Annotated in this window: 24 protein-coding genes and 1 tRNA gene; 6 read left to right on the top strand and 19 right to left on the bottom strand. The window is 37.1% G+C overall.

Annotated elements, in window-relative coordinates:
* Positions 1-11: 11 nt before the first annotated feature.
* The 3 genes from mdh to F1847_RS01635 all read right to left on the bottom strand — a co-directional run bounded on the left by mdh (position 12) and on the right by F1847_RS01635 (position 2,868).
* Positions 12-941 (bottom strand): malate dehydrogenase, encoded by a 930-nt coding sequence (gene mdh / locus F1847_RS01645; protein WP_150071371.1) that lies wholly within the window; start codon positions 939-941, stop codon positions 12-14.
* Between the two features lie 13 nt (positions 942-954).
* Positions 955-1,491, bottom strand: coding sequence for an HD domain-containing protein (locus F1847_RS01640; protein WP_150071370.1), 537 nt, complete (start codon positions 1,489-1,491; stop codon positions 955-957).
* A 66-nt stretch (positions 1,492-1,557) separates the two neighbouring features.
* Positions 1,558-2,868 (bottom strand): NCS2 family permease, encoded by a 1,311-nt coding sequence (locus F1847_RS01635; protein ID WP_150071369.1) that lies wholly within the window; start codon positions 2,866-2,868, stop codon positions 1,558-1,560.
* Positions 2,869-3,038: 170 nt separating this feature from the next.
* Between F1847_RS01635 and F1847_RS01630 the strand changes: the two genes are divergently transcribed.
* The 3 genes from F1847_RS01630 to F1847_RS01620 are packed head-to-tail and all read left to right on the top strand — an operon-like array spanning position 3,039 to position 6,397.
* The gene (locus F1847_RS01630; RefSeq protein WP_150071368.1) at positions 3,039-3,683 is read left to right on the top strand and encodes a hypothetical protein; all 645 of its coding nucleotides are present in this window, start codon (positions 3,039-3,041) and stop codon (positions 3,681-3,683) included.
* A gap of 3 nt (positions 3,684-3,686) precedes the next feature.
* Positions 3,687-4,409: a 1-(5-phosphoribosyl)-5-[(5-phosphoribosylamino)methylideneamino]imidazole-4-carboxamide isomerase gene (hisA, locus tag F1847_RS01625; protein WP_150071367.1), complete on the top strand. Its 723-nt coding sequence runs from the start codon at positions 3,687-3,689 to the stop codon at positions 4,407-4,409.
* Positions 4,409-6,397, top strand: coding sequence for a ribonuclease catalytic domain-containing protein (locus tag F1847_RS01620; RefSeq protein WP_150071366.1), 1,989 nt, complete (start codon positions 4,409-4,411; stop codon positions 6,395-6,397). The genes hisA and F1847_RS01620 overlap by 1 nt, the downstream gene beginning before the upstream one ends.
* Here the strand turns inward: F1847_RS01620 and F1847_RS01615 are convergent.
* The gene (locus tag F1847_RS01615) at positions 6,394-7,287 is read right to left on the bottom strand and encodes a diguanylate cyclase (protein ID WP_150071365.1); all 894 of its coding nucleotides are present in this window, start codon (positions 7,285-7,287) and stop codon (positions 6,394-6,396) included. The genes F1847_RS01620 and F1847_RS01615 overlap by 4 nt on opposite strands.
* Complete coding sequence (locus F1847_RS01610; RefSeq protein ID WP_150071364.1) at positions 7,274-8,491, bottom strand: inositol monophosphatase family protein; 1,218 nt, start codon at positions 8,489-8,491, stop codon at positions 7,274-7,276. The genes F1847_RS01615 and F1847_RS01610 overlap by 14 nt, the downstream gene beginning before the upstream one ends.
* 184 nt (positions 8,492-8,675) lie before the next feature.
* On the opposite strand from F1847_RS01610, the gene F1847_RS01605 reads away from it, so the two are divergent.
* From F1847_RS01605 to rho, 3 genes are all read left to right on the top strand, one after another.
* On the top strand, positions 8,676-9,419 hold the full coding sequence (locus F1847_RS01605; RefSeq protein WP_150071363.1) for a hypothetical protein: 744 nt from the start codon (positions 8,676-8,678) through the stop codon (positions 9,417-9,419).
* A gap of 226 nt (positions 9,420-9,645) precedes the next feature.
* A tRNA-Asn gene (locus F1847_RS01600) sits at positions 9,646-9,718 on the top strand.
* Positions 9,719-9,836: 118 nt separating this feature from the next.
* Complete coding sequence (rho, locus tag F1847_RS01595; protein ID WP_150071362.1) at positions 9,837-11,171, top strand: transcription termination factor Rho; 1,335 nt, start codon at positions 9,837-9,839, stop codon at positions 11,169-11,171.
* 58 nt (positions 11,172-11,229) lie between these two features.
* Here rho and lon read toward each other — a convergent pair whose 3' ends face one another.
* The 14 genes from lon to F1847_RS01525 form a co-directional block, all read right to left on the bottom strand.
* Positions 11,230-13,650 carry an endopeptidase La gene (lon, locus tag F1847_RS01590; RefSeq protein ID WP_150071361.1) on the bottom strand — a complete coding sequence of 807 codons (2,421 nt, stop codon included), beginning with the start codon at positions 13,648-13,650 and terminating at the stop codon, positions 11,230-11,232.
* Between the two features lie 8 nt (positions 13,651-13,658).
* Positions 13,659-14,912 carry an ATP-dependent Clp protease ATP-binding subunit ClpX gene (gene clpX, locus F1847_RS01585; protein ID WP_150071360.1) on the bottom strand — a complete coding sequence of 418 codons (1,254 nt, stop codon included), beginning with the start codon at positions 14,910-14,912 and terminating at the stop codon, positions 13,659-13,661.
* Positions 14,913-14,920: 8 nt separating this feature from the next.
* Positions 14,921-15,511, bottom strand: coding sequence for an ATP-dependent Clp endopeptidase proteolytic subunit ClpP (clpP, locus tag F1847_RS01580; RefSeq protein ID WP_150071359.1), 591 nt, complete (start codon positions 15,509-15,511; stop codon positions 14,921-14,923).
* A gap of 2 nt (positions 15,512-15,513) precedes the next feature.
* A complete protein-coding gene (tig, locus tag F1847_RS01575) occupies positions 15,514-16,800 on the bottom strand; it encodes a trigger factor (protein ID WP_150071358.1) in 1,287 nt (428 codons plus the stop codon).
* 54 nt (positions 16,801-16,854) lie between these two features.
* The gene (locus tag F1847_RS01570) at positions 16,855-18,309 is read right to left on the bottom strand and encodes an HD domain-containing protein (protein WP_150071357.1); all 1,455 of its coding nucleotides are present in this window, start codon (positions 18,307-18,309) and stop codon (positions 16,855-16,857) included.
* Between the two features lie 39 nt (positions 18,310-18,348).
* Positions 18,349-18,876 (bottom strand): 50S ribosomal protein L17, encoded by a 528-nt coding sequence (gene rplQ / locus F1847_RS01565; protein ID WP_150071356.1) that lies wholly within the window; start codon positions 18,874-18,876, stop codon positions 18,349-18,351.
* Positions 18,877-18,895: 19 nt separating this feature from the next.
* The gene (locus tag F1847_RS01560) at positions 18,896-19,861 is read right to left on the bottom strand and encodes a DNA-directed RNA polymerase subunit alpha (protein WP_150071355.1); all 966 of its coding nucleotides are present in this window, start codon (positions 19,859-19,861) and stop codon (positions 18,896-18,898) included.
* Positions 19,862-19,915: 54 nt separating this feature from the next.
* Positions 19,916-20,548, bottom strand: a complete 633-nt coding sequence (rpsD, locus tag F1847_RS01555) for a 30S ribosomal protein S4 (protein WP_150071354.1) — start codon at positions 20,546-20,548, stop codon at positions 19,916-19,918.
* A 37-nt stretch (positions 20,549-20,585) separates the two neighbouring features.
* Positions 20,586-20,966 (bottom strand): 30S ribosomal protein S11, encoded by a 381-nt coding sequence (rpsK, locus tag F1847_RS01550; RefSeq protein ID WP_150071353.1) that lies wholly within the window; start codon positions 20,964-20,966, stop codon positions 20,586-20,588.
* A 13-nt stretch (positions 20,967-20,979) separates the two neighbouring features.
* Positions 20,980-21,348 carry a 30S ribosomal protein S13 gene (rpsM, locus tag F1847_RS01545; RefSeq protein ID WP_150071352.1) on the bottom strand — a complete coding sequence of 123 codons (369 nt, stop codon included), beginning with the start codon at positions 21,346-21,348 and terminating at the stop codon, positions 20,980-20,982.
* Between the two features lie 11 nt (positions 21,349-21,359).
* Positions 21,360-21,473, bottom strand: a complete 114-nt coding sequence (gene rpmJ / locus F1847_RS01540) for a 50S ribosomal protein L36 (protein WP_150071351.1) — start codon at positions 21,471-21,473, stop codon at positions 21,360-21,362.
* Between the two features lie 5 nt (positions 21,474-21,478).
* Positions 21,479-21,718 (bottom strand): translation initiation factor IF-1, encoded by a 240-nt coding sequence (gene infA, locus F1847_RS01535; protein WP_022855903.1) that lies wholly within the window; start codon positions 21,716-21,718, stop codon positions 21,479-21,481.
* Positions 21,719-21,720: 2 nt separating this feature from the next.
* Positions 21,721-22,410: a type I methionyl aminopeptidase gene (gene map, locus F1847_RS01530; RefSeq protein ID WP_370516785.1), complete on the bottom strand. Its 690-nt coding sequence runs from the start codon at positions 22,408-22,410 to the stop codon at positions 21,721-21,723.
* 86 nt (positions 22,411-22,496) lie between these two features.
* The gene (locus F1847_RS01525) at positions 22,497-23,144 is read right to left on the bottom strand and encodes an adenylate kinase (protein ID WP_150071349.1); all 648 of its coding nucleotides are present in this window, start codon (positions 23,142-23,144) and stop codon (positions 22,497-22,499) included.
* Positions 23,145-23,146 lie beyond the last annotated feature (2 nt).

Genomic DNA, 23,146 nt, shown 5'->3' with positions numbered 1-23,146 from the left:
TTCACCTCCTATTATTTAATGGTCAAAAAAGAAAGAAGTTCCTGACAATATTCTGCACATTTTTTTAAACCTTCTTCCTCTTCGGGTAATAACTTAATTTCAATCACCCTTTCTACCCCTTTTCTCCCTAAAACTACAGGAACCCCAAGGAAAACTCCTTTTATTCCATATTCACCTTCTAAATATACCGAACAGGTAAGCACCCGTTTTTCGTCTTTTAAGATACTTTCTACCATTTCTATTACGGAAAGCCCTGGGGTAGTAAAGGCGCTACCTGTTTTAAGATAAGATACGATTTCTCCACCGCCAAACTTTGTCCTGTGCACTACCTCCTCTATTTTCTCTTGGGGAAGAAGTTCGGTAACAGGTATACCTGAGATGTTAGCCAAGCGCACCAGAGGAAGCATGAGGTCTCCATGGATTCCCATTACCAAGGCCTGCACATCTTTAGGACTTACACCTAAAGCTTCTGCCAAAAAATAACGATAACGGGCTGAATCAAGCACCCCAGCCATCCCTATCACCCTTTCCTTAGGAAACCCTGTTACCTTAAAAGCTACATAAACCATAGCATCAAGCGGATTAGAAACTACGATCAATATAGACTGAGGAGCATATTTTTTAACGTTTTCTGCGCAAGAGCTTACGATTTTTTCGTTGATGTTTATCAAGTCCTCTCTTGACATTCCTGGTTGCCTGGGTTTACCGGCTGTAATTACCACTACATCTGCACCCTCTATGGCTGAAAAATCTTCGGTTCCTACAATTTTTCCTGAAAAACCATAAAGCGGTGAGCTTTGAGCTAAATCTAAGGCTTTACCTTTGGCTAAATCTGGAATGATGTCAACCAACACGATTTCTTGGGCGGTATTTTTTACCATAGCCCAATGGGCACAACTTGTTCCTACTGCACCTGCCCCGATGATAGCTAATTTACTCATCCTTTCCCCCTTGTTAAGAAAATTCTTTTAACCAGGTTTCAAAAATTCTTACCTTTTCCTCTCCATGATTTCCAAGCTCTCTTTTTATTTCCTCTATAGATTTTTCTTTATTAAGCCTTTCAGGAAGTTTAGAAAAAAACTTATCTGCAAAGGCTATGATTTTTTCTTCTAAAGTCTGGGGAACCATATTCCTTGGAGGAAGAGGTAGATTGTGTTTTATGATTTCTTCTTTAGTTATCCCTACTCCTATATGCCTTTCGCAAATTAATCCAAGCCCTGGATACCCTTCCTTTTCTAAAATGATCCTACCTATCACTCCATGTTTTATATAAGGTTCTTTGGTGCTTTCGTTAAGCTTAGGAAAATAAGTAAAAAAACAACCTATATCATGGAGCATAGCCCCTTGATAAACCAACTCTAAGTCTATCTGCTTAAACTTTTTGGCTATTTCTAACGCCTTTTCCGCAACAGCCTGAGAATGAGCGATTATAATTTTTAAAAACTCAGGGTTCTCTTTGCCATACTTTTCGAGTAGTTTTAAAGGATCCATACCAAACAAACCTAAAAATAATTATAACCCTAACCTAACCCGTTGTAAACCAACTTCATTAAAGAGTTAAAAGCCTACCCATAATTTAGCTATAAAAAATAAAGCTATCAAAAGGGTAGGAAATGGTACCTCTTTTATCCTTCCAGATAAAAGTTTTAAACCTACATAGCTTAATACCCCTATGATAATACCATTTACTATGCTAAAGGTTAAAGGCATAAACATGATGGTTAAAAAGGCGGGAAGCCCTTCGGTTAAATCTTCAAAATCTATCTCCTTGATGGTGGTTAACATAAAAAGTCCCACCAAAACCAAAGCAGGGGTTATAGCACAAAGGGGGATAGATAAAAAAAGGGAAGAAAAAAACAAGGCTAAAAGAAAAAAGAAAGCAGTAAAAACCGAGGTAAGACCTGTCCTGCCCCCTTCTGCAACCCCAGAGGCACTTTCTATGTAAGCCGTAACCGTAGAAACACCAAACATAGCCCCTAAGGTTGTACCTATGGCATCTACCAAAAGCCCTCGCTTAAAGCTTATACCTTCTCCAAACCTTTCTTCAAGCTTTGCCTTAGTAGAAACTCCAATAAGGGTTCCTATGGTATCAAAAAGGTCTATAGAAAGAAAGGTAAGCACGATGATTAAGAAATTTCCTGAAAAAAACTGACTAAAATCAAATTTAAAAAAGACCGAAGACAAAGAAGAGGGAAAAGATATCAATTGAAAACCATCTAAACGGGTTATTCCTAAAGGTATTCCCAAGGCTGCAGTAATAAGTATTCCTAAAAGTAAGGCCCCTTTTATCCTAAAAAAAAGCAATACCCCCGTAAGGATTATCCCTATCAGACCTAAAATAGCCTCTGCCTGAGTTAAATCCCCTAATTGTACAAGTACATTAGGGTTTTTGACTACAATGTGGGCGTTCTGGAGTCCGATAAAAGCTATAAAAAGCCCTATACCTACAGAAACCGCCTTTTTTAAATTTTCGGGAATAGCTTTGGCAATAGCGGTCCTAAGGTTAGTAACGGTAAGAAAGATAAAAATTATCCCTTCTAAAAAAACAGCAGTAAGGGCGGTTTGCCAGGAATATCCCATACCTAAAACTACGGTATAGGTAAAAAAAGCACATAGTCCTATTCCAGGGGCTAAGGCAAAGGGTAGATTAGCATAGACCCCCATTAAAAAAGTTGAAAACATACACATCAACGCAACAGAGGTAAAAAGTGGTTCTTTAGGCATACCTGTCTTAGAAAGAAGGGAAGGAACCACCGCAAGCACATAAGCCATCGTCATAAAGGTTGTAAAACCTGCTATAAACTCTGTCTTAACGTTGGTATTTTTTTTATCCAGATTAAAAATCCGTCTGACCAAGTTTTGCCACATTCTCTCTAAATCCTATGGTAATATACTGCAAATATAGTGTTAAAAAACCTTTTCGTCAACTTAAGCCACCAACTAAAAAACTGGTCTAAGTTAGACCTTTATTTTTGGATTTAGTGCATAAACCCGGTTAATGTGTTATAATACTACAAAAAGCCTTAGAGAGGTTTTTTATGAAAAAACTGTTTTTTCTTATAAGTTTATGTTTAGTTTTTGGTGGATGCGCCTCTTCTCCTTCCCAACCTACTTATACTCCTACTTCTTTGAAAACCATCTTAGTCCTTCCTTTTGAGGTTTACAGTCCAGAGCAAAAGGAAGTTTTCTATGTGCCTTTTAAAGGTATAATTTCTGGTCCTATCATGTTTTCAGCTACAGAAACCCTTACCCAGATACTGAAAGAAAGATTGCAAGCTGCCAACCTGCCTTATCAGTTTAAATTTCTTTCTAAACATGAAGCAGAAGTCCTTATCTCAGAAAGTCTTTCAGAAACTCGTAGTTTCCCTGAGTTTATTAAAAATTTATCCTTAAAAACCAGCGCAGATGCTATCCTTTATGGAAAAGTTTATCGTTATAAAGAGAGAGAAGGAAGCGGTTTTTCTGTTAATGAACCGGCAAGCGTAGCCTTTACCTTAGTGCTTTATGACGGGGCTTCAGGTAGGATTATTTGGTCTGAACTGTTTGACGAAACCCAGAAACCTTTGAGCGAAAACTTGTTAAACTTCAAAATCTACAAAAAAATTAAATGGCTTACCGCTAAAGAATTGGCTGCAAACGGGATAGAAATCCTTGTTCAAAAATTTCCAGCAGAAAAGAGGTAAAACATGTTGGTAATTCCTGCTATAGACTTAAGAAATCACAAAGTAGTAAGACTTTTTCAAGGAGACTATGAAAAAACCAAGGTTTATGGGGAAGATCCCGAAGAATATGCCCGTTTTTTTAAACAAGAAGGAGCAAAAAGACTCCATATAGTTGACCTTGACGGAGCTAAAGAAGGCTACCCGGTCCATCAAGACTTGATCATCAAAATAACTCAAAACCTTGATATCCCTGTGCAAGTAGGAGGTGGAATAAGAACAGAAGAACACGTAGAAACCTATCTTAAAAAGGGAGTCTCTCAAGTTATCTTAGGAACCAAGGCGGTATCCTCACTTGATTGGTTAAAAAGTTTATGTAGTAAACATCCTAAAAAAATAATCGTAAGCGTAGACGTAAGAGGGGATAAAGTTGCTATTGCAGGATGGATAAAAACTTCGGATATTGATTATTTAGAATTTATCCAAAGTTTAAACGGGCTTGACCTTTTTGCTATTATCTTAACCCTTATAGAAAGAGACGGAACCCAAAAAGGAGTAGAGACAGAAAGGTTAGAAAAGGCTCTTCAAGTCTCTGCCCATCCTATCATCTTAGCAGGAGGGGTCTCAACCTTAGAGGACATCAAAAAACTTAAAGCTTACGAAAAAGAAGGTTTGATAGGAGTCATAACCGGAAGAGCCCTTTATGAAGGTACCTTAAACCTTAAAGAAGCCCTACAAATTGCCCAGTGATGGACCTTAACCTTCTTAAAAACCGAATAGTTGATCTCTTTTATCGAGAAAAAATAACCACCGTCTATGTAAAAGACATAAAAGGAAAACGCCTGCACGTAGTTTTATCCTCAGGAAAAGAGGAACTTATAAACCACCAAGCCTTGATATCCTTTGAAGAAAAACCTGTTTCTTTTAAAGACTTAAACCAAATATTACAATTTCTCAAAGAAAAAAACGCAAACAGAGAAAAACTAAAAGACAAATTTAACCTTAAAGACCTATGGGAAGTAGTGGTTGAAGAAGGAGAGGTCTTTTCAGCCAAAGAGTTGGTAGAACTATTCTTAGGAACTTTGCCAAATGAGGACGAGATAGCAGGTTTTTTAAGGAAGGTTTGTGAGGAAAAACTTTACTTTAAACTAAAGGAACCAAACTTAGTTGAGATAACCTCTCGGGAAGAGGTAGAAAAGGAACTTCACAGAAGAGAAAAGGAGCTTGAAAAAATAAAAAAAATAAACCAAGGAGTAGAAGTTTTAAAGGCCTTAAAATCAGGGCACACAGAAAGGTTTGAAAAGGACATCGTAGACTTCTGGATATCTAGTCTAAAAGACTACTTTTTATGGGAAGATCAAAGTTCTTCTAATAAGCTGATAAAAGAAGTATTAGAAAAGGCAGAAATTACAGACCAAACCCAAATTTTTGACCTTTTGGTTAAACTAAACCAGTTTGATGAGGACGAAAACGTAGACCTCTTAAAAACTAAATTTCCTTTAGAGTTTACACCAGAAGAATTAAATCAAGCAGAAAACATCTGTTTGTCACCTTTAGATGATTTACCAAGAGAAGATTTAACCCATTTAGAGACCTTTACGATAGACGCAGAAGATACAGAAGATTTTGACGATGCTTTAAGTTTTGAAGAAAAAGAAGACGGATGTTTAATCTATGTGCATATCGCAGAGGTTGCTGAGTTTATTAACCCTGGTACTCCTCTCTGGAACGCTGCTTTAGAAAGGGCTTTAACTCTTTATCTTCCAGAAAAAATCATTCCTATGCTTCCTTTTTCTCTCTCCCATGAGCGGTTTAGCTTAAAACAAGGAGAGATTCGACCTGCTATGACCTTTAAAATTTACTTGGGGAAAGAGGGTGAGCTGAAAGACTTTCAAGTAGTACTTTCTCTTATAAAAGTAAAAAAAAGACTCACCTATAACGAGGTAGACTCTTATTTAATCTCAGGAGACCCTTTCTGGCAAAGACTTTATCAAATTTTTATGAATTTCAAAAGACAAAGAGAAGAAAGAGGTGCCTTGGCTATCTTTTTGCCTGAGGTTGAAGTTAAAGTAGCAAAAGACGGGACGATTTCTGTGTTTAAAATAGAGATGACCCCTGCCAGACTGTTGGTGGCTGAAGCGATGGTTCTTACCAACTATTTAGGGGCCAAATTTTTACACCAAAACCAACTTCCTGCCATCTTTCGTTCTCAGCCTAAACCTTCAGAGATAATAGAAAACCCTGAAGAAAGTCTCTATCTTAAACTCCTTCAGCTAAGATATTTGGCTAAATCAGAGCTTTCTCTTTATCCAGAGTACCACTCTGGATTAGGGCTTGAGGCCTACGCCACTTTGAGTTCTCCTATAAGACGTTTTGTTGACTTAATAAACCAGCATCAGTTAAAGGCCTTTCTTACCGGAGGAAACCCTCTTTCCGAAAAAGATCTTAAGGAACTCTTACCAGAGCTACAAACCAATCTCCAAAGAGCTATGTTTCTTCAAAACAAAAGAGAAAAATACTTTCTTCTTAAATACCTGCAAACTCAAGCCAAGGAACAACCTTTACCAGGCTTGGTTTTGCAGGTTCAAAATAAACGAGCTAAGGTCTATTTAATCGATTTTAACCTTACAGGAGAATTAGTAGGTTGCAAAGAAAACCTTACCCCTGGACAAGAAATCACCGTTAAGATAGAGAAGGTAAACCCCAGATTAGAAAGTTTAAGATTAAAACTTGTTTAGACCGATACTTTATTAGCTTTTTTCTCGGCATACATCAAAGCGTCTGCCTTAGTAATTACTTCTTCTATAGACTTTTCTAAGTTCTTTTTATCTTGCAGTTGAGCTATTCCTATAGAAAGTTTAACGTTAGGAATGTTATAGACTTCCCAATTTTTTTTAATCCTTTCTGCTACCTGCTCAGCTTGTTCTTTTGTAGTATAAGGTAAAAGAACAACAAACTCGTCTCCCCCATACCTAAACACTAGGTCTACCCCTAATCTTACACTATGCAACAAGGTTTCTCCCACCAGCTTTAACAGAGCATCACCTTCTTTATGACCAAGATAGTCGTTATACCACTTAAAGTTGTCAAGGTCTATCATCATCAAACTAAGAGGATATTTTTGTCTAAGGGCTTTATAGGCTTCTTCCCTTATTTTTTCCTCAAAAAATCTTCGATTATAAACTCCGGTAAGAGGGTCTTCTATCAAGAAGCGTTTTATCTTTTTATCTAAGTAATATTCTTTAAAAAGCTTAGACAGTCTGGCTTTAAGCTCGTTTAGGCTAAAAGGCTTAAACACAACCTCATCTACCCCTAAATCAAAATAACGCCCTATATCCTCTTCTTTTAAAAAGTTTAAAATCACACAAACTTTAGCCTCTTCATAGGTTTCTTTTATCTTTTTTAAAAGAAAAGAAAAATCTTCTCCTCCTTGAACCACCAACACCGCTATCTGAAAAAGGCTATCCTCTGCAAAAGAAAACTTTTCAACAGATATCAACTCTATTTGATAAGTCTCTAAAACCTCCTCTAAGAAAAAGGTTACTACCTTACTCTGGTCATAGACTATAACCCTAAGGGGTTCTTTAAGCTCTTCTCTTATAAGGGTTATCCAATTATTTAACTTCATCGCTGATTTTCTTTTCCTTTTCTAAAAAATCTTTAAGAATCTGCGCATGATCAAAGGCTAAAAAATCCCAAGGAATTTCTTCTAATTTAAAAACTTTAGCCTCTTTGGCATCATCCATCCCTTTTAGTTCTCCTTTACCCTTAGCTACAAAAACAGTTGAGACGGTATGAAACCTTGGGTCTCTTTTAGGATCTGAGTAACATCCAAGAAGGTATTGAATTTCCACGTCTAAGTTTGTCTCCTCTTTGGCCTCTCTTATGGCTGCTTGTTCAAGGGTTTCTCCATAGTCTACAAAACCCCCTGGTAAAGCCCAGCCTTGAGGCGGATTTTTCCTGGAAATCAGCACAATCCCTTCTGCAAACTTGATGATTATATCTACCGTAGGAAATGGGTTCCTATAAGGTTTAAAGGTGTCTGGATGATATTTTGCGGTAATCTCTATCATAGCCTGATGGATGAAACCGTTTGAGGCAACGATGGTGTTTAAAAAAGGATTATAAGAGTTGCCCCGATAGTCGGTTACTTTACCTCCAGCCTCTTCTACAAGAAGCACACCTGCTGCGGTATCCCAAGGTTTAAGATAGGGCTCCCAAAAGCCTTCATATCTTCCGCAGGCAACATATGCTAAATCTAAAGCCGCAGACCCAAACCTTCTAACCCCTTGACATTTGGTCATAAATTCTTTAAACAACGGGATAAATATGTCAGGATTGTCCATAATCTTAGACACAGGGAAACCGGTGCATAACAACGAACCTAATAGACTATCTACAGAAGAAACCTTAATAGGTTGATCGTTTAAGTAGGCCCCTTGTCCTCTAACCGCGTAAAATAGCTCTGCTGTCATCGGATTATAAACCATCCCTAAAACCGGAGTTTTCCCTTGCATTAACGCCACAGAAATGGCAAACCAAGGAAGACGATGGGCAAAGTTGGTAGTGCCATCTAAAGGGTCCACCAACCAAAAAACCTCAGGTAAATCCTTTTGAGGATGATAGCTCTCCTCTGCCAAAACAGGAACAAAAGGAAGGATTTTTGTTAGCCCTTGCTTAAGTTTTTCTTCAGACTTTAAGTCCACAGAAGTTACAAGGTCTATCTTACCTTTATAAAAAACCTCGTTAGAAGAAAAATATGCTTCCCTTTGAAAACTACCAACTTCTAAAACCAGTTCTTTAAGAGGATCTATCAATTTTATCCAGTCCATTATAATTAGAATATAATAATATCTCAAAAAAACAAGCGTTTTTTTCTCTATAAGGGTGAAAATATAATCTTGAAAAGAATAGGAAAAGGAACTTTGCCATAAAAACAAAAATAAAAAATCGAGTTGACAAAAAGAGATTTTAGTCTCAAAATACCTCAAAAGCCCTGTTAGGAGGTTACCCTTTATGTATAGACATCTTTATAGAGTCTTAATTTTTTTAGGTATAACCGGGTTATTTTTTGGTTTAATTAAAGATTTAGCTAACGCTGAAACCAAAAAGCCTCAGCCTAAAATAACCACGGTTTCAACCTCTCTTAAAGAAAAAAAAGAGGTAGTCCCCAACCTATTAAAGCTCGCGATCGAAATCTCTACTCAACCCCTTCCTAAAGAAGTAGACGTGATAAACCTGTTAGGAGCAATCGATAAAAAGATAAAGGGTTTAGGACTAAACTATCAAGGAGGACGGTATAACCTCTACAAACATTGTCAGTGGATAGAAAACCAACAGATATGTGATGGATATAAGGGTAATCTTTCTTATTTATTTGAATTGAAAGACCTTAATGATCAAACCAAGGTTTACTCTTTACTTAATGAAGTAAAAAAAGATTATGGAAACACCTTTGAGTTTTCTGTAACCAACAGTTATTGGAGTATAGCAGAAAAAGATCTGGAAGCTGTTATAGAAGGGTTAAAACTTAACCTAATTACTAAGGCCATGAAATTTGCGGAGAAGGTTTCTAATACCTTAAACAAAACTTGTTATATTACTACTTTAAACCTCGACCAACGTAACGAAGGGATTATCATACAAAAAGCCTTTTCTCTCAAAAGTTTTCCTGAAGAAAAAGAAAAGATAGAAGCTCCCAGTCCAAAACGAGAACAAACCATAGAAGTTTCTGCCTATGTAGTCTTATCTTGTTTTTAAACAAAAAACGATCTTAAATTTAAGACTTTAGTTTTTATTTCTTTGAAAATTAAGAGTTACCCTTGCTATTTCTATCCATCAAGGCAAGGGTGTATAACTTTTTGCTTACAGCAAAACTTATCCTTATAAAAAAAAACTTTTTACCAAATTTTTTTATAAACACCCCCTGATAGGGCTTGACAAAATCTGATTTTAATATATTTTTTATCTATCTCTGATAGAATATTCCCCGGTAGCTCAATCGGCAGAGCGGTGGGCTGTTAACCCATAGGCTGCAGGTTCGAGTCCTGCCCGGGGAGCTTATTTAAAGCTTGTGAGAACCTATCTTTGGATTAATCTAAAAACTTTCACCAGTAGGTTTCTTTAGATGTCTAAAAGATTAATTCTCTAAAAAAATTAACCTAAAGGAGTTTACTTATGGAAGAAATTCAAAAAGAAAAAAATGGTTTCTCTTCAGAAGAGAACTTACAAAAAATTCTTGAAGAATTAGGAACCCCGATTTATCTTTCTGAACTTAGAAGGAAAAACCTAACAGAGCTTTATTATATAGGAGAGCAGTTAAACATAGAAAACATCTATAACTACTACAAAAAATCTGACGTAATCTATAACATCATAAGCACCCTTCTTAATAAAGGGGCAGAAATCATCGTAGAGGGAGTCTTAGAGGTTTTACCAGAAGGTTTTGGTTTTTTGAGGTTTAATGATTACAACTATCTTCCAAGCTCAGAAGACATTTATGTGTCCCCTCCGCAAATCAGAAAGTTCGGACTTAAAACCGGAGATACCATATTCGGTTATATCAGGCAACCTAAGGAAGGAGAAAAATATTTTGCCTTAGCCAAGGTCGAGAAGGTCAACTATCTCTCACCAGAGGTAGTCAGAACTAGAACTCCTTTTGACCACCTAACCCCTATTCATCCTAACCAATGGCTTAAGTTAGAAACCTCTCCTGAAAATCTTTCAACCAGAATTATAGACTTGTTTGTACCTATAGGAAAAGGACAAAGGGGTTTGATTGTTGCCCCTCCAAGGACAGGAAAAACAGTTTTATTACAAAACATCGCAAACGGCATTGTAACCAACTATCCAGACGTACATCTAATCATTCTTCTGATAGATGAAAGACCAGAAGAAGTTACAGAAATGCAAAGGATCGTCCCTAAGGCTGAGATTGTGAGCTCTACCTTTGATGAACCTCCTCAAAAACACACCCAAGTAGCAGAAATCGTAATAGAAAAGGCTAAAAGACTGGTTGAATGCAAGTATGATGTGGTTATCCTCCTTGACAGTCTTACCCGTTTAACCAGAGCTTACAACGTGGTAGTGCCTTCAAGTGGGAAACTTCTTTCAGGAGGTATAGACGCAAACGCCCTTCACAAACCTAAAAGATTTTTTGGCGCTGCAAGAAACATAGAAGAAGGAGGTAGCCTTACCATCATCGCTACCTGCCTGATAGACACCGGAAGCCGTATGGATGAGGTAATCTTTGAAGAGTTTAAAGGAACCGGCAACATGGAGATAGTTTTAGACAGACGTTTGGCTGATAGAAGGATTTGGCCTGCTATAGACATTCATCTTAGTGGTACCAGAAAGGAAGAACTACTTCTACCTCCTGATATTTTACATAAAGTCTGGCTATTAAGAAAGGTGTTATCGCCTCTTTCTTCGGTAGAATGTATGGAGTTTCTTATTGAAAAAATGAAAGACACCTCAAGCAACCAAGACTTTTTAAGCAAGATGAACCAATAAAAAAAGCCTTGACAGGTTACCCTGTCAAGGCCCTAAATGTCTATCAAAGTATTATATTTTAGTGTTCTAAGGCTATAGCCTTTTCTGCAAGTTTTTGCTGCAAGTCAACCAATTCCCACACATCTAAGGTAGGAGCCTCTTTAAACAGTTTAGAACTGTCTTCCAAGTCTAAGGCAAGCTTTAAAACTTCGTCTACACTTTCTAACATGATAACTTCTAAATCTTTTAATATCTTAGGATTTATTTCCTTTAAGTCCTTTTCATTTTCCTTGGGAATAATCACGGTCTTGATGCCACCTCTTATAGCTGCCAGCAATTTTTCTTTAAGCCCACCTATCGGAAGGACCCTACCTCTTAAGGTAATTTCCCCTGTCATAGCTACAGTATTTTTAACAGGCACTTTTAAAAGTGCAGAAACTATAGCAGTCGCGATAGTAATGCCTGCACTTGGCCCATCCTTAGGAATAGCTCCTTCAGGCACATGTACATGTATGTCTACTTTTTTATAAAAATCTAAAGGTAGCCCAAGTTGAAGTGCCCTTGACCTTACATAACTCATCGCTGCTTGAACAGACTCTTGCATCACCTCTCCAAGTTTACCTGTTATCTGGAGATTACCTTTCCCAGGCATGATAACCGCTTCTATCTGAAGCAATGCACCACCGGTTTCAGTCCATGCAAGGCCTGTAGCAATACCTACCTGAGGTTTTTCCTCAGCCATACCATACCGATATTTAGGTACACCTAAAAACTTTTCTATTTTAGAAACCCCTATTTTTATCGGCTTAAATTCATCAGGATTTTTAGCTACATCTTTGGCTATTTTTCTACAAATAGTAGCAATTTCTCTCTCTAAGTTTCTTACTCCGGCCTCTCTGGTATACTTTCTTATAATTTCAAGCAAAGCCTTTTCAGTAATAGGTACCATCTCAGGTTTTAATCCATGGGCATTAATCTGTCTTGGAAGAAGATAATTTTTAGCTATCTCAAGTTTTTCTTCTTCAGTATAACCTGGAAGTTCTATGATCTCCATTCTATCAATAAGTGGGGCAGGAATAGTATAAAGAGAATTAGCCGTAGTGATAAAAAGCACTTTAGAAAGGTCGTAAGGTACCTCTAAGTAATGGTCCTGAAAGGCGAAATTTTGTTCTGGATCTAAAACCTCCAACAAGGCAGCCGCAGGGTCACCTCTGAAGTCCATACCTATTTTATCCACTTCGTCCAAACAGAAGAGAGGATTAATGGTTCCTGCCTTCCTCATCCCTTGGATAATCTTACCAGGTAATGCCCCTACGTAAGTCCTTCTGTGTCCTCTAATCTCAGCTTCATCTCTTACCCCACCAAGAGACAATCTCACAAACCTTCTTCCTATAGCCTCTGCTATAGACTTAGCTAAAGAAGTTTTTCCCACACCTGGAGGTCCTACAAAACAAAGGATAGGACCTTTGATAGATTTAGTAAGTTTTTGTACGGCAAGATGCTCTATAATCCTCTGTTTGGGTTTTTCTAAACCATAGTGGTTTTTGTTAAGTAAGTATTCAACCCTTTCTAAGTCTATATTATCTTTAGTCTTTTCATACCAGGGAAGATTTAACAACCAATCTATATAGTTTCTTACTACGGTAGCCTCAGCAGACATCGGAGACATCATAGAAAGTTTACTGAATTCCTTTTTTACCACTGCAGCTACTTCTTTAGGCAGTTTTTTCTTTTTAATACGCTTTTCCAACTCCGCAAGGTCGCTTCTTCCATCCTCGCGCTCTCCAAGCTCTTTCTGAATAGCTTTCATCTGTTCCTGCAAATAATAATCCCTCTGGGTCTTCTCCATCTGTTTTTTGACCCTTTCCCTAATCCGAGTTTCAGTTTTTATAATCTCTATCTCGCCTCTCAGATAATTAAGTAAAATCTCTAAACGTTTTTTAACGCTTATTGTCTCAAGTAATTTTTGTCTCTGGTCTAACTTAAGGTTTAATATAGCAGCCAAACGGTCTGTAAACTCTGCTATATCTTCTATTTCTAAAAGATTAGATACTGTGTCTAAGTTGAGCTTTTTGTTATAATGTGAATATTCTTCTAAAGATTCTTTACAAAGTTTAAAAAGGGCAACGGTTTCAACGTCATTTTCTAAAATTTCGGTCTTAGGCTCCACCTCAACCACAAAAAAATCTGTATTACTGAGAAACCTGACTATCCTTCCTCGGCTAAGACCTTCTACCAAAATTTTTAAGGTACCATCAGGTAATTTAAGAAGTTGTAAAATACGACAGATAGTCCCAACTTTATAGATGTCTTCTTCGGTAGGATTATCTATTTTTGCCTCTTTTTGGGCAGAAAGGAAAAGTATTTTGTTCTCTGCATAGGCTTTTTCTATAGCTAGGATACTTTTAGCCCTTCCTATAAATAAAGGCACCGCTGTATTCGGAAAAACTACTATCTCCCTTAACGGGAGTAAAGGTAAAGTTTTAAGTTGTGTTTCCATAAGTTTATCTACCCCTCCTTTATCTTTTTTCTATTAAAAATTAAGATGGGTCTTTCCTTTTTCAAGACCACTTCTTCTGTCACCACACATTCTTTTACATCAACTAAGGAGGGGAGTTCATACATTACGTCTACCATTACTTCTTCTATTATAGCCCTGAGACCTCTAGCTCCGGTTTTTCTCTTATAAGCTTCTTCTGCTACCAACCTTAAAGCACCCTCAGTAAACTTAAGTTCAACCCCTTCCATCTCAAAAAGCTTTTGGTATTGTTTAATGATAGAATTTTTAGGCTCTACCAAAATCTTAACCAAATCATCCACAGAAAGCTCGTCCAGTGTTGCCACTACCGGGACCCTACCCACAAACTCAGGTATAAAACCAAACTTAATCAAGTCTTCTGGTTGAACCTGAGAAAGAATTTCTCCCAAAGTTAAATCTTTAACACTCTTTACTTCAGCCCCAAAACCAATAGACCCTTTGCCTATCCTCTTTTTAATGATGTCTTCTAAGCCTACAAAAGCCCCACCACAGATAAAAAGGATATTAGTAGTGTCTATCCTAATATATTCTTGTTGGGGATGTTTCCTACCACCTTTAGGTGGAATGTTAGCTAAGGTACCTTCTAAAATCTTGAGTAAGGCTTGTTGCACCCCTTCTCCAGAAACATCTCGGGTAATAGAAGGTCCTTCGCTTTTTTTAGCAATTTTATCTATTTCGTCTATATAAACAATTCCCTTCTGAGCCAACTCAAGGTCATAGTTGGCTGCTTGCAAAAGATAAAGCAAAATGTTTTCTACATCTTCTCCTACATAACCTGCCTCAGTCAAAGGAGTAGCATCTGCTATTGTAAAAGGGACTCTCAAAAATTTAGCCAAAGTCTGAGCCATAAGGGTTTTCCCTGAACCAGTAGGACCTATCAAAAAGATGTTAGTTTTTTGTATCTCTACATCTTTTAGCTTGCGCTTCAAGTTTTTTTCGTATTCTATCCTTTTATAATGATTATAAACCGCAACTGAAAGAATTTTTTTGGCCCTTTCTTGCCCAACCACATACTGGTCTAAATAAGCCTTGATTTCAGAAGGTTTAGGTAATTCACTTTCCTCTCTAAGGTTTAATCGTTCGTATTCCTCTTCTAAAATTTCGTTACAAAGCTCAACACATTCGTTACAGATATAAGCCGCAGAACCAGCAATAAGCTTAAGCACCTCAGACTGTGGTTTCCCACAAAAGGAACATCTAAGATCTTGGTCTTTTGACCTCATAACCTCACCTACCCTTTTCTTTTAATTAAAATATTGTCTATAACTCCATATTCAAGGGCTTCTTGAGGGGACATGTAAAAATCCCGTTCTGTATCCTGACTTATCTTTTCCTTAGATTGTCCGGTATGATAGGCTAAAATTTCGTTAAGTACTTCTCTTAATCTAAGAATTTCTTTAGCCTGTATCTCTACATCCGTTGCCTGTCCTTGAAAAGCACCTATAGGCTGATGAAGCATAATCCTTGAATGAGCAAGGGCATAACGCTTACCTTTAGCCCCTGCAGCTAAAAGCACAGCAGCCATACTAGCAGCCTGCCCTACACAGATAGTGCAAACATCTGGTTTTATGTATTGCATAGTATCATAAATAGCAAGGCCCGCAGTAACTAATCCGCCAGGAGAGTTTATATAAACCATAATGTCTTTATCAGGATCCTCAGCCTCTAAAAAAAGCAATTGGGCTATTACTAAATTAGCTACTTGTTCATCTATCGCTGTGCCTAAAAATATGATTCTTTCTTTGAGAAGTCGAGAATAAATATCATACGCCCTCTCTCCTCTTCCTGTCTGTTCAACTACTATAGGAACATAATAACTCATTCTTAACTCTCCTTCTCCACCACTTTTGCGTTTTCTATCAAAAAGTTTAACGTCTTTTCTGCAAGCTTTTTAGGTAAAATATTGAAAAAAACGATGTTTCTTGCTTGTTCTACAGGAACCTTTAATCCCTGAGCAATAGACTCTATGGTTTTATCTATTTCTTCCTGTGGGATCTCTATGTTTTCTACCTCTGAAATCTTTTCAAGAAGAAGTTCTTCCTTAGCTTGCCTTTCTGCTATAGGTTGCAACCTCTCCTTTAACTTATCCATAGAAATGTTTAAAGCCTCAAAACTAAACCCATCTCGTTCCAAACCTTCTTTAACCTGTTCTATCAACTGATAAAGCTTTAACTCTACATACCTTGCAGGGACTTTTATATCCACCTTCTCAAGAATTTTTTCTAAAACCTTCTCTTTAACCGCGTTTTCATTTTTTCTCTTTTTCTCCTCTAAAAGTCTCTTTTTTACCGATTCCTTTAAAGCCTCAACCGTTTCAAACCCTATGTTAAGATTTTTTATAAACTCATCGGTAAGGTCTTGTAGTTCTCTTTTATAAATCTCCTTTACTTCTATCTCATATTTTACCTTTTTGCCGGCAAGTAGTGGATTTAAACCTTCTTGAGGATACTCTACCTCTACAGAAAATTTGTCTCCGACCTTTTTCCCAATCAAAGCTTCTTCTACTTCTCTGTTAAACTCTCCGGTACCTACGTCTACAAAAAGAGCCTCTGCCTGATGTCCTGGAATAAGCCCGTTTTCATCATACGCCTCAAAACTGATAACCGCTACATATCTTTCAGCAATAGGCTCCTCATCTTCTATCTTTTTAAGTTGGGAAAAGGAGTATCTTAATTCATCTACCAATCTTTCTACTTCTTCTTCTTTTACTTCGTCTTTCTCTTTTTCTACCTCAATTCCGAGATAATCTTCTTTTTTAAGCTCAAAAACAGGTCTTATCTCAACCAATACAGAATATTTAAATTTCTCTCCTTCTTTAAGTTCTCCAAAGTCTTCTAACTTAGGTCTTAAAAGAGGCTCTAATTTAGCTTCTTTTATGGCTTCATAAAGTGTTTTTTCTATCAACTTATCAATCGTTTTTCCTTCTATCTCTTCCTTAAATAGTTTTTTTACTAAATAATCAGGAACTTTACCTTCTCTAAATCCTTTAACCTTAGCCTTCCTTTTGAGCTCGTTGGTAACTTCCTTTAAGGTTGATTGAACCACATCCTCAGGAACCTCTACTTTTAAAATCTTTTCAACCTCGCTTAAATTCTCTACTTCTACCCTCATCTTTCTACCCCTTTATAAAGAGTTTTATTTTTACCTTAACTTAATTTTTCATTTTTACAAGCTTAAATACTTTGCCTTAACCAAGGCTAAGGCTTCCTCTTTGGTCTGTACTTTTTTTTCTAAAAACAGTAGCTCTGCCTCTTGTAGAATTTCTTTAAACATCGGTCCTGGTTTTAAACCTAAAGCTATCAAGTCCTTACCTGTAATAAACCTTTTCTTTTGAGATATATTTTCCATATCATTTTTAAGTTCCCTTAACTCAAAAAAGAAGGCTTTTAACCTTTCTTCATAATCTGGCTCTTTATCAGGACCTTGACTTGCCAGAGAATCAGCCATAGCCACCACAAAAAGCTCAAGCCAATAAGGCACATCAGCTAAAAGATGTCTTTTAGCCCTAAGCGTAAGCCTACCTACTTCTTTTTCGTTTAGCAAATGAAAGGGCCTCATGTGATTTTTTATCAAAACATAGGTCTTGTTAATAAGGTCTCTTTTTAATCGATATTTTTCAAAACTTTCTTTGAAGATTTCGGCTGAAACCTTTTCATGTCCATAAAAAGTTATTCTTTCTTCGTTCATTCCCAAAGTAAAAGCCTTACCTAAGTCATGGAAAAGACTGGCCAGCTTGACAGAAATAATAAAATCTTCCTTAGTAAAATCTTGAGTTTTTTCTAATCCTATATATCTTTTAGGATCTTTAATGATTTCTTCAGCCCACCTAAGACTTTCCAAAAGATGTCCCCAAACATCTAAATGATGAAATCCCGGTTGTTTTATTCCTTTAGTCTTCTCAAAAAATGGGAAAAGCTCTACTAAAATACCATCTTCATCCATCAGTCTAAAGGTATCATAGGTTTTATCTGAAAGAAGAATATATATAAGTTCTTGCAACACCCTTTCTTTAGCACAAGAAAGGACTAAGTTCTTATGAACTTGAAAGATCCTTTTAGTCTCTTTCTCTATCTCTCCTAATCCTTGAGCAAAAAATCTATAACCTCTAAGTACCCTGAGTGGGTCTTCTATTACGTTTATTTCATCTATAAGCTGAATTTTTCCTTCTAACAGGTGTTGATAACCATAAAAAGGGTCTACTACCTTTAAATTATCAGAAAAAAGAGATCCTACTGGAATAGCCATAGCGTTAAAAGTAAAATCCCTAGCCTTAAGGTCCTCTTCTATGGTCTTACCTCTAAATTCGGTAAAATCTAAACTATTTTCTCCCTTAGCCAATCTGTAGATGCCCAAATCAGGGGCAAGAGGAACTAAATGATAACCGAGAAAATCCTTAGCAAAAAAGACTAAGTCCTCTACCTCCTCCCCAACAGCTAAATCCAGGTCAAAGATCTTTTTACCCAAAAAAAAATCTCTTACTGCTCCTCCGACTATAAAAAAATCTTCTCTATACTGAAATTTTCTCAAAAATGAAATAAGATGCTCCTTATCTTCTGCTGGAAAAGCAAGAAAGTTTAAAAAATCTGCAATTCTTTGTTGACCTAAAATTAAAACATTCATAAAAAAGACCCCCCGAAGGGGGAAAAGAGAAATTTATGGTTAAGCCTGAACTTCTTGTGCTTCCTCAATAGATTTTTCTTCTTGAGTGTTTTCCTCAACCGCTGGCTTTCCTTCTTCAGAGAGTATTCCGTATTGTTTCTTTTTTCTCTCTATAAACTCTGATATCTTTTTAAGTCTTTCGTTTTTCTTTTTCCCAGGCTTAGAAGAAATCTTTTCTTCTACCAGCTCCACCACCACCATCATAGAGGCATCACCTCTTCTTGGACCAACCTTAATAATCCTTGTATAACCCCCTGATCTATCCAAAAATTTTTCTCTTAAGTCTTTAAAAAGTTTTCTTACCACCTCTTTATCGTTAATCAAACCTAAAGCCCTTCTTCTAGAGGCAAGATCTCCTCTTTTAGCTAAAGTTATCATCCGCTCAGCAACCCTTCTTAGCTCTTTAGCCTTAGCTATGGTGGTAACAATCCTACCGTGTTTAAAAAGATCTCTCACCTGATTCCTCACAATAGCCCAATGATGTTCTGTGTCTCTTCCTAATCTTCTGCTAACCTTCCTATGTCTCATCTTCTCCTCTCCTTACTTTCTAATCTTTTGGAGATTTCCATTTAACATCTGTCATCCCAAGTTTTAGGTTAAACCTATTAAGCTTTTCTACTATTTCGTCTAAAGATTTTTTACCAAAACTTCTAAGTTTTAAAAGCTCAGACTCTGTTTTTTGTACCAACTGTCCTACATAGTTTATGTTAGCTGCTTTAAGACAATTATATGCCCTACCAGAAAGGTCAAGTTCCTCTATAGGCAGATTAAGCACATTTTGGGTAGTAATAGCCTCTACAGGAGCAGGCTCTAAACCTATCTTTTCCTCACCCAAAAAGACCATAAACTGCTCTACTAAAATCTTAGCAGACCTTATCAAAGCTTCTTTAGGGTCTATCGTGCCATCAGTATATATCTCTAACACTAAACTATCGTAATCACTACTTTTACCAACACGTGCCTGAGTTACATTAAAATTAACTTTAGTAATAGGAGAAAAAAGACCATCAACCAAAATAACACCTATTTCATTATTTTTATTATACTCAGCAGGCGCATAACCTCTACCTTTTTCCACCTTGATTTCCATAAACAACTTTCCATCTTTGGTTAAAGTAGCTATATGAGCCTCAGGATTTACTATTTCCCCTTTATCTCCAACCTGAATATCTCCAGCCTTAACCTCTCCCTCTCCAACCTTTTCTATCCTAAAATAGAAAGGACCATCTTCTTTTAGCTTAAACCTTACTGTTTTTAGATTAAGAATGATTTCTGTCACATCCTCAACTACTCCAGGTAAACTAGTAAACTCATGGGGAGCACCCTCTAGCTTAACCTCAGTGATAGAATAACCAGGTATAGAAGAAAGAAGAACTCTTCTTAACGCATTACCCAAGGTAATGCCATATCCCCTTTCTAAGGGCTCGATGATAAACTTTCCATAATAAGGAAACTGACTATCCTTATGTACTCTAATTTCTTCAGGCTTAATAAGCTCTATTTCCTTCTTCATCGGTGTTTTACCCTCTTTTATTTTTATATTCTTAACACCTTATAAACTTGAGGTTTACCTGGCGTAAAACTCGATGATATAGCTTTCTTGTATCGGCATAGTAATTTCGTCTCTTGTAGGCAATCCTTTAACCACTCCTTTAAAACCCTCTGTATCTAGCTCAAGCCAAGAAGGAACACCCCTTCTGATAACAGTTTCTAAACTTTCTATAATCTGAGGATTATTTCTGTATTTTTCTTTAAGCTCTATCACATCCCCAGGTTTCACCAAATAAGAGGGAATATCTACATTTTTTCCGTTAACCTTAAAAAATCCATGATTAATATATTGCCTTGCCTGGTTTCTTGAAACCGCAAAACCTAAACGATAAACTACATTGTCCAACCTTCTTTCTAAAAATTGAAGAAGGTTATGACCTGCCTGTCCAGGCATATTGGTTGCCTTTTCATAATACATCCTCATCTGTTTTTCTGAAATTCCATAAATCCTCTTTACCTTCTGCTTTTCTCTCAAACGAACACCATAGTCTGAAAGTTTTACTCTTACTTGCTGAGGACCATGCTGTCCAGGAGGATAACTTCTTCTTTCAAAGGCACATTTATCTGTATAACACCTATCACCTTTCAAAAAAAGCTTCATTCCTTCTCTTCTACAAAGCCTACATCTTGCTCCAGTATATCTAGCCACCTTACCCAACCTCCTTACTTTTCTTTTTTATCTATATTTATACCCTTCTCCTCTTAGGTGGGCGACATCCATCATGAGGTATTGGAGTTACATCCTTTATAAGGGTTACCCTAAGACCAGAACCTTGCAAAGCCCTTAAAGCTGCTTCTCTACCTGGCCCAGGACCTTTCACATAAACCCAAACCTCTTTTAAACCATAAGGTTGAGCCTTTTTTAAAGCTGCTTGCATGGCTAATTGAGCGGCAAAAGGCGTCCCTTTTCTAGTACCTTTAAACCCCTCAGTTCCACCACTAGCCCAAGAAAGAACATTGCCTTGTTTGTCTGTAATGGTAATGATGGTATTGTTAAAGGTAGAGTGTATATGAATTATCCCCTCGGCTACAGACTTTTTAATTTTCTTCTTTTTAGGTTTAGCCACCGTCTATCCCTCCTTATTTCTTCTTTCTTAATGAACCGGGTCTGGGACCCTTTCTTGTCCTAGCATTTGACCTTGTCTTTTGGCCTCTTACAGGAAGACCCATCTTATGTCTCAATCCCCGATAACAACCTATAGACATAAGCCTCTGAATGTTTTGCCTAACTTCTTTCCTCAAATCACCTTCTACCACATATTCCTTTTCAATGATCTGTCTTAAACGATTAATCTCTTCCTCCGTAAGGTCCCTTACTTTTCTAAACCAGTCTATCCCCGCCTTGGTACAAGCCTTTTGAGCTAAAGTCCTTCCCACGCCATAAATATAAGTAAGTGCAACCTCTACAGGTTTGTTTTCTGGAATGTCAACTCCAGCGATTTTGGGCATAATCCTTCCTCCTAACCTTGCCTTTGTTTGTGCTTAGGTATCTCACAAATTATCCTTACCACACCTTTTCTCTTTATAATCTTACATTTTCTACATCTTTTTTTTACCGAAGGACTAACCTTCATAAACTTTAACCTCCTTTATAATCTTTTAAACTACCTCTATAAACGATCCTACCTCTTGTCAAATCATAAGGAGACAACTCTACCACCACAGTATCCCCTGGTAAAATCCTTATATAATGCATCCTCATTTTTCCCGAAATATGTGCCAAAATTTTGTTACCTGTCTCAAGCTCAACCCTAAACATAGCATTAGGAAGAGGCTCTATAACCTTTCCTTCTAAAAGGATTACGTCATCTTTTGCCATAACTACACCTTTGATAAAATTTCTGGCCCATTAGGGGTTATTGCTACAGAATGTTCAAAATGAGCTGCTAAACTTCTGTCCTTAGTTACAGCAGTCCATCCATCTAATAAAATCTCTACCCTATAATCTCCAGCAGATACCATAGGCTCTATCGCTAAAACCATCCCTACCTCTATCTTAGGTCCTCTTCCTGGCCTCCCCCAGTTAGGAACCTCTGGTGGCTCATGCAAACTCCTGCCTACCCCATGTCCAACAAATTCCCTTATCACATTAAAGCCATACTTTTCCACATGGGATTGAATTGCAAAAGATATGTCTCCTATTTTATTACCAAAATGAGCTTTTTCAATACCCTTATAAAGGGCTTCTTCAGTAACCCTCATCAACCTTTCTGCCTTTTCAGAAACCTTTCCCACACCCACCGTCAACGCCGCATCACCTACATAACCTTCATAAATTACCCCAAAATCAAAACTAACAATATCACCCTCTTTTAAAATCTTATCTTTCTTTGGCATTCCATGCACTATTTCTTCGTTTATAGACACACAAAGGGCATAAGGATAACCTCTATACCCTTTAAAAGCTGGCTTAACACCTCTTTTTTCGCAAAGAATTAAAGCTAACTCCTCAAACTCCCAAGTACTAACCCCAGGCCTTACTTCTTCTTTAAGTCTAAAAAGAACCTCCATAACTATAGCATTAGCCTTACGTAAAAGCTCTATCTCAGCCTGGGTCTTAAGTATTGCTCGTTTTTTAAAATAAGAATTATACAATTTTACTTCTTTTCTAAAATATTAATAATTTGCTGAGTTATTTCTTCTATACTCTTACTTCCATCAATCTCAGCCAAAATGCCCTTTTTCTTATAATATTCGATAAGAGGAGCAGTAGATTCATGGTAAACTTTCAACCTATTCCTTACTGTGTCCTCATTATCATCGGCCCTTTGATAAAGCTCTCCCCCGCAAGCATCGCATTTACCCTCTACCTTAGGAGGTTTAAATTTTATATGATACATCATACCACAATTTTTACAAGTTCTCCTTCCAGTAAGTCTTAATACTAATTCTTCATCAGGTACTATCAAAGCTAATGCTACCTCAAGCTTTCTACCCATTTCTTCTAACATCTTATCTAAAGCCTCTGCCTGAGCTACCGTTCTTGGAAAACCATCTAAAATAAAACCCTTTTGAGCATCAGGTTGGCTAAGACGTTCTTTAACCATCCCAAGAATAACTTCGTCAGGCACAAGCTGTCCTTTTTCCATATATTCCTTAGCTTTCAAGCCTAACTCTGTTCCCTTTGCTACATGTTCTCTCAACATATCTCCCGTAGAAATCTGAGGGATACCGTACTTTTCTACCAAAATTTTAGCTTGAGTTCCCTTACCTGCTCCCGGTGGTCCTAAAAACACTATATTCATAA

Origin of the sequence: Thermodesulfobacterium sp. TA1 (assembly GCF_008630935.1) — a bacterium.
Lineage (GTDB): Bacteria > Desulfobacterota > Thermodesulfobacteria > Thermodesulfobacteriales > Thermodesulfobacteriaceae > Thermodesulfobacterium.
Note: the sequence above shows the minus strand (reverse complement) of the source record. Positions and strands in the feature narration are given on the sequence as shown.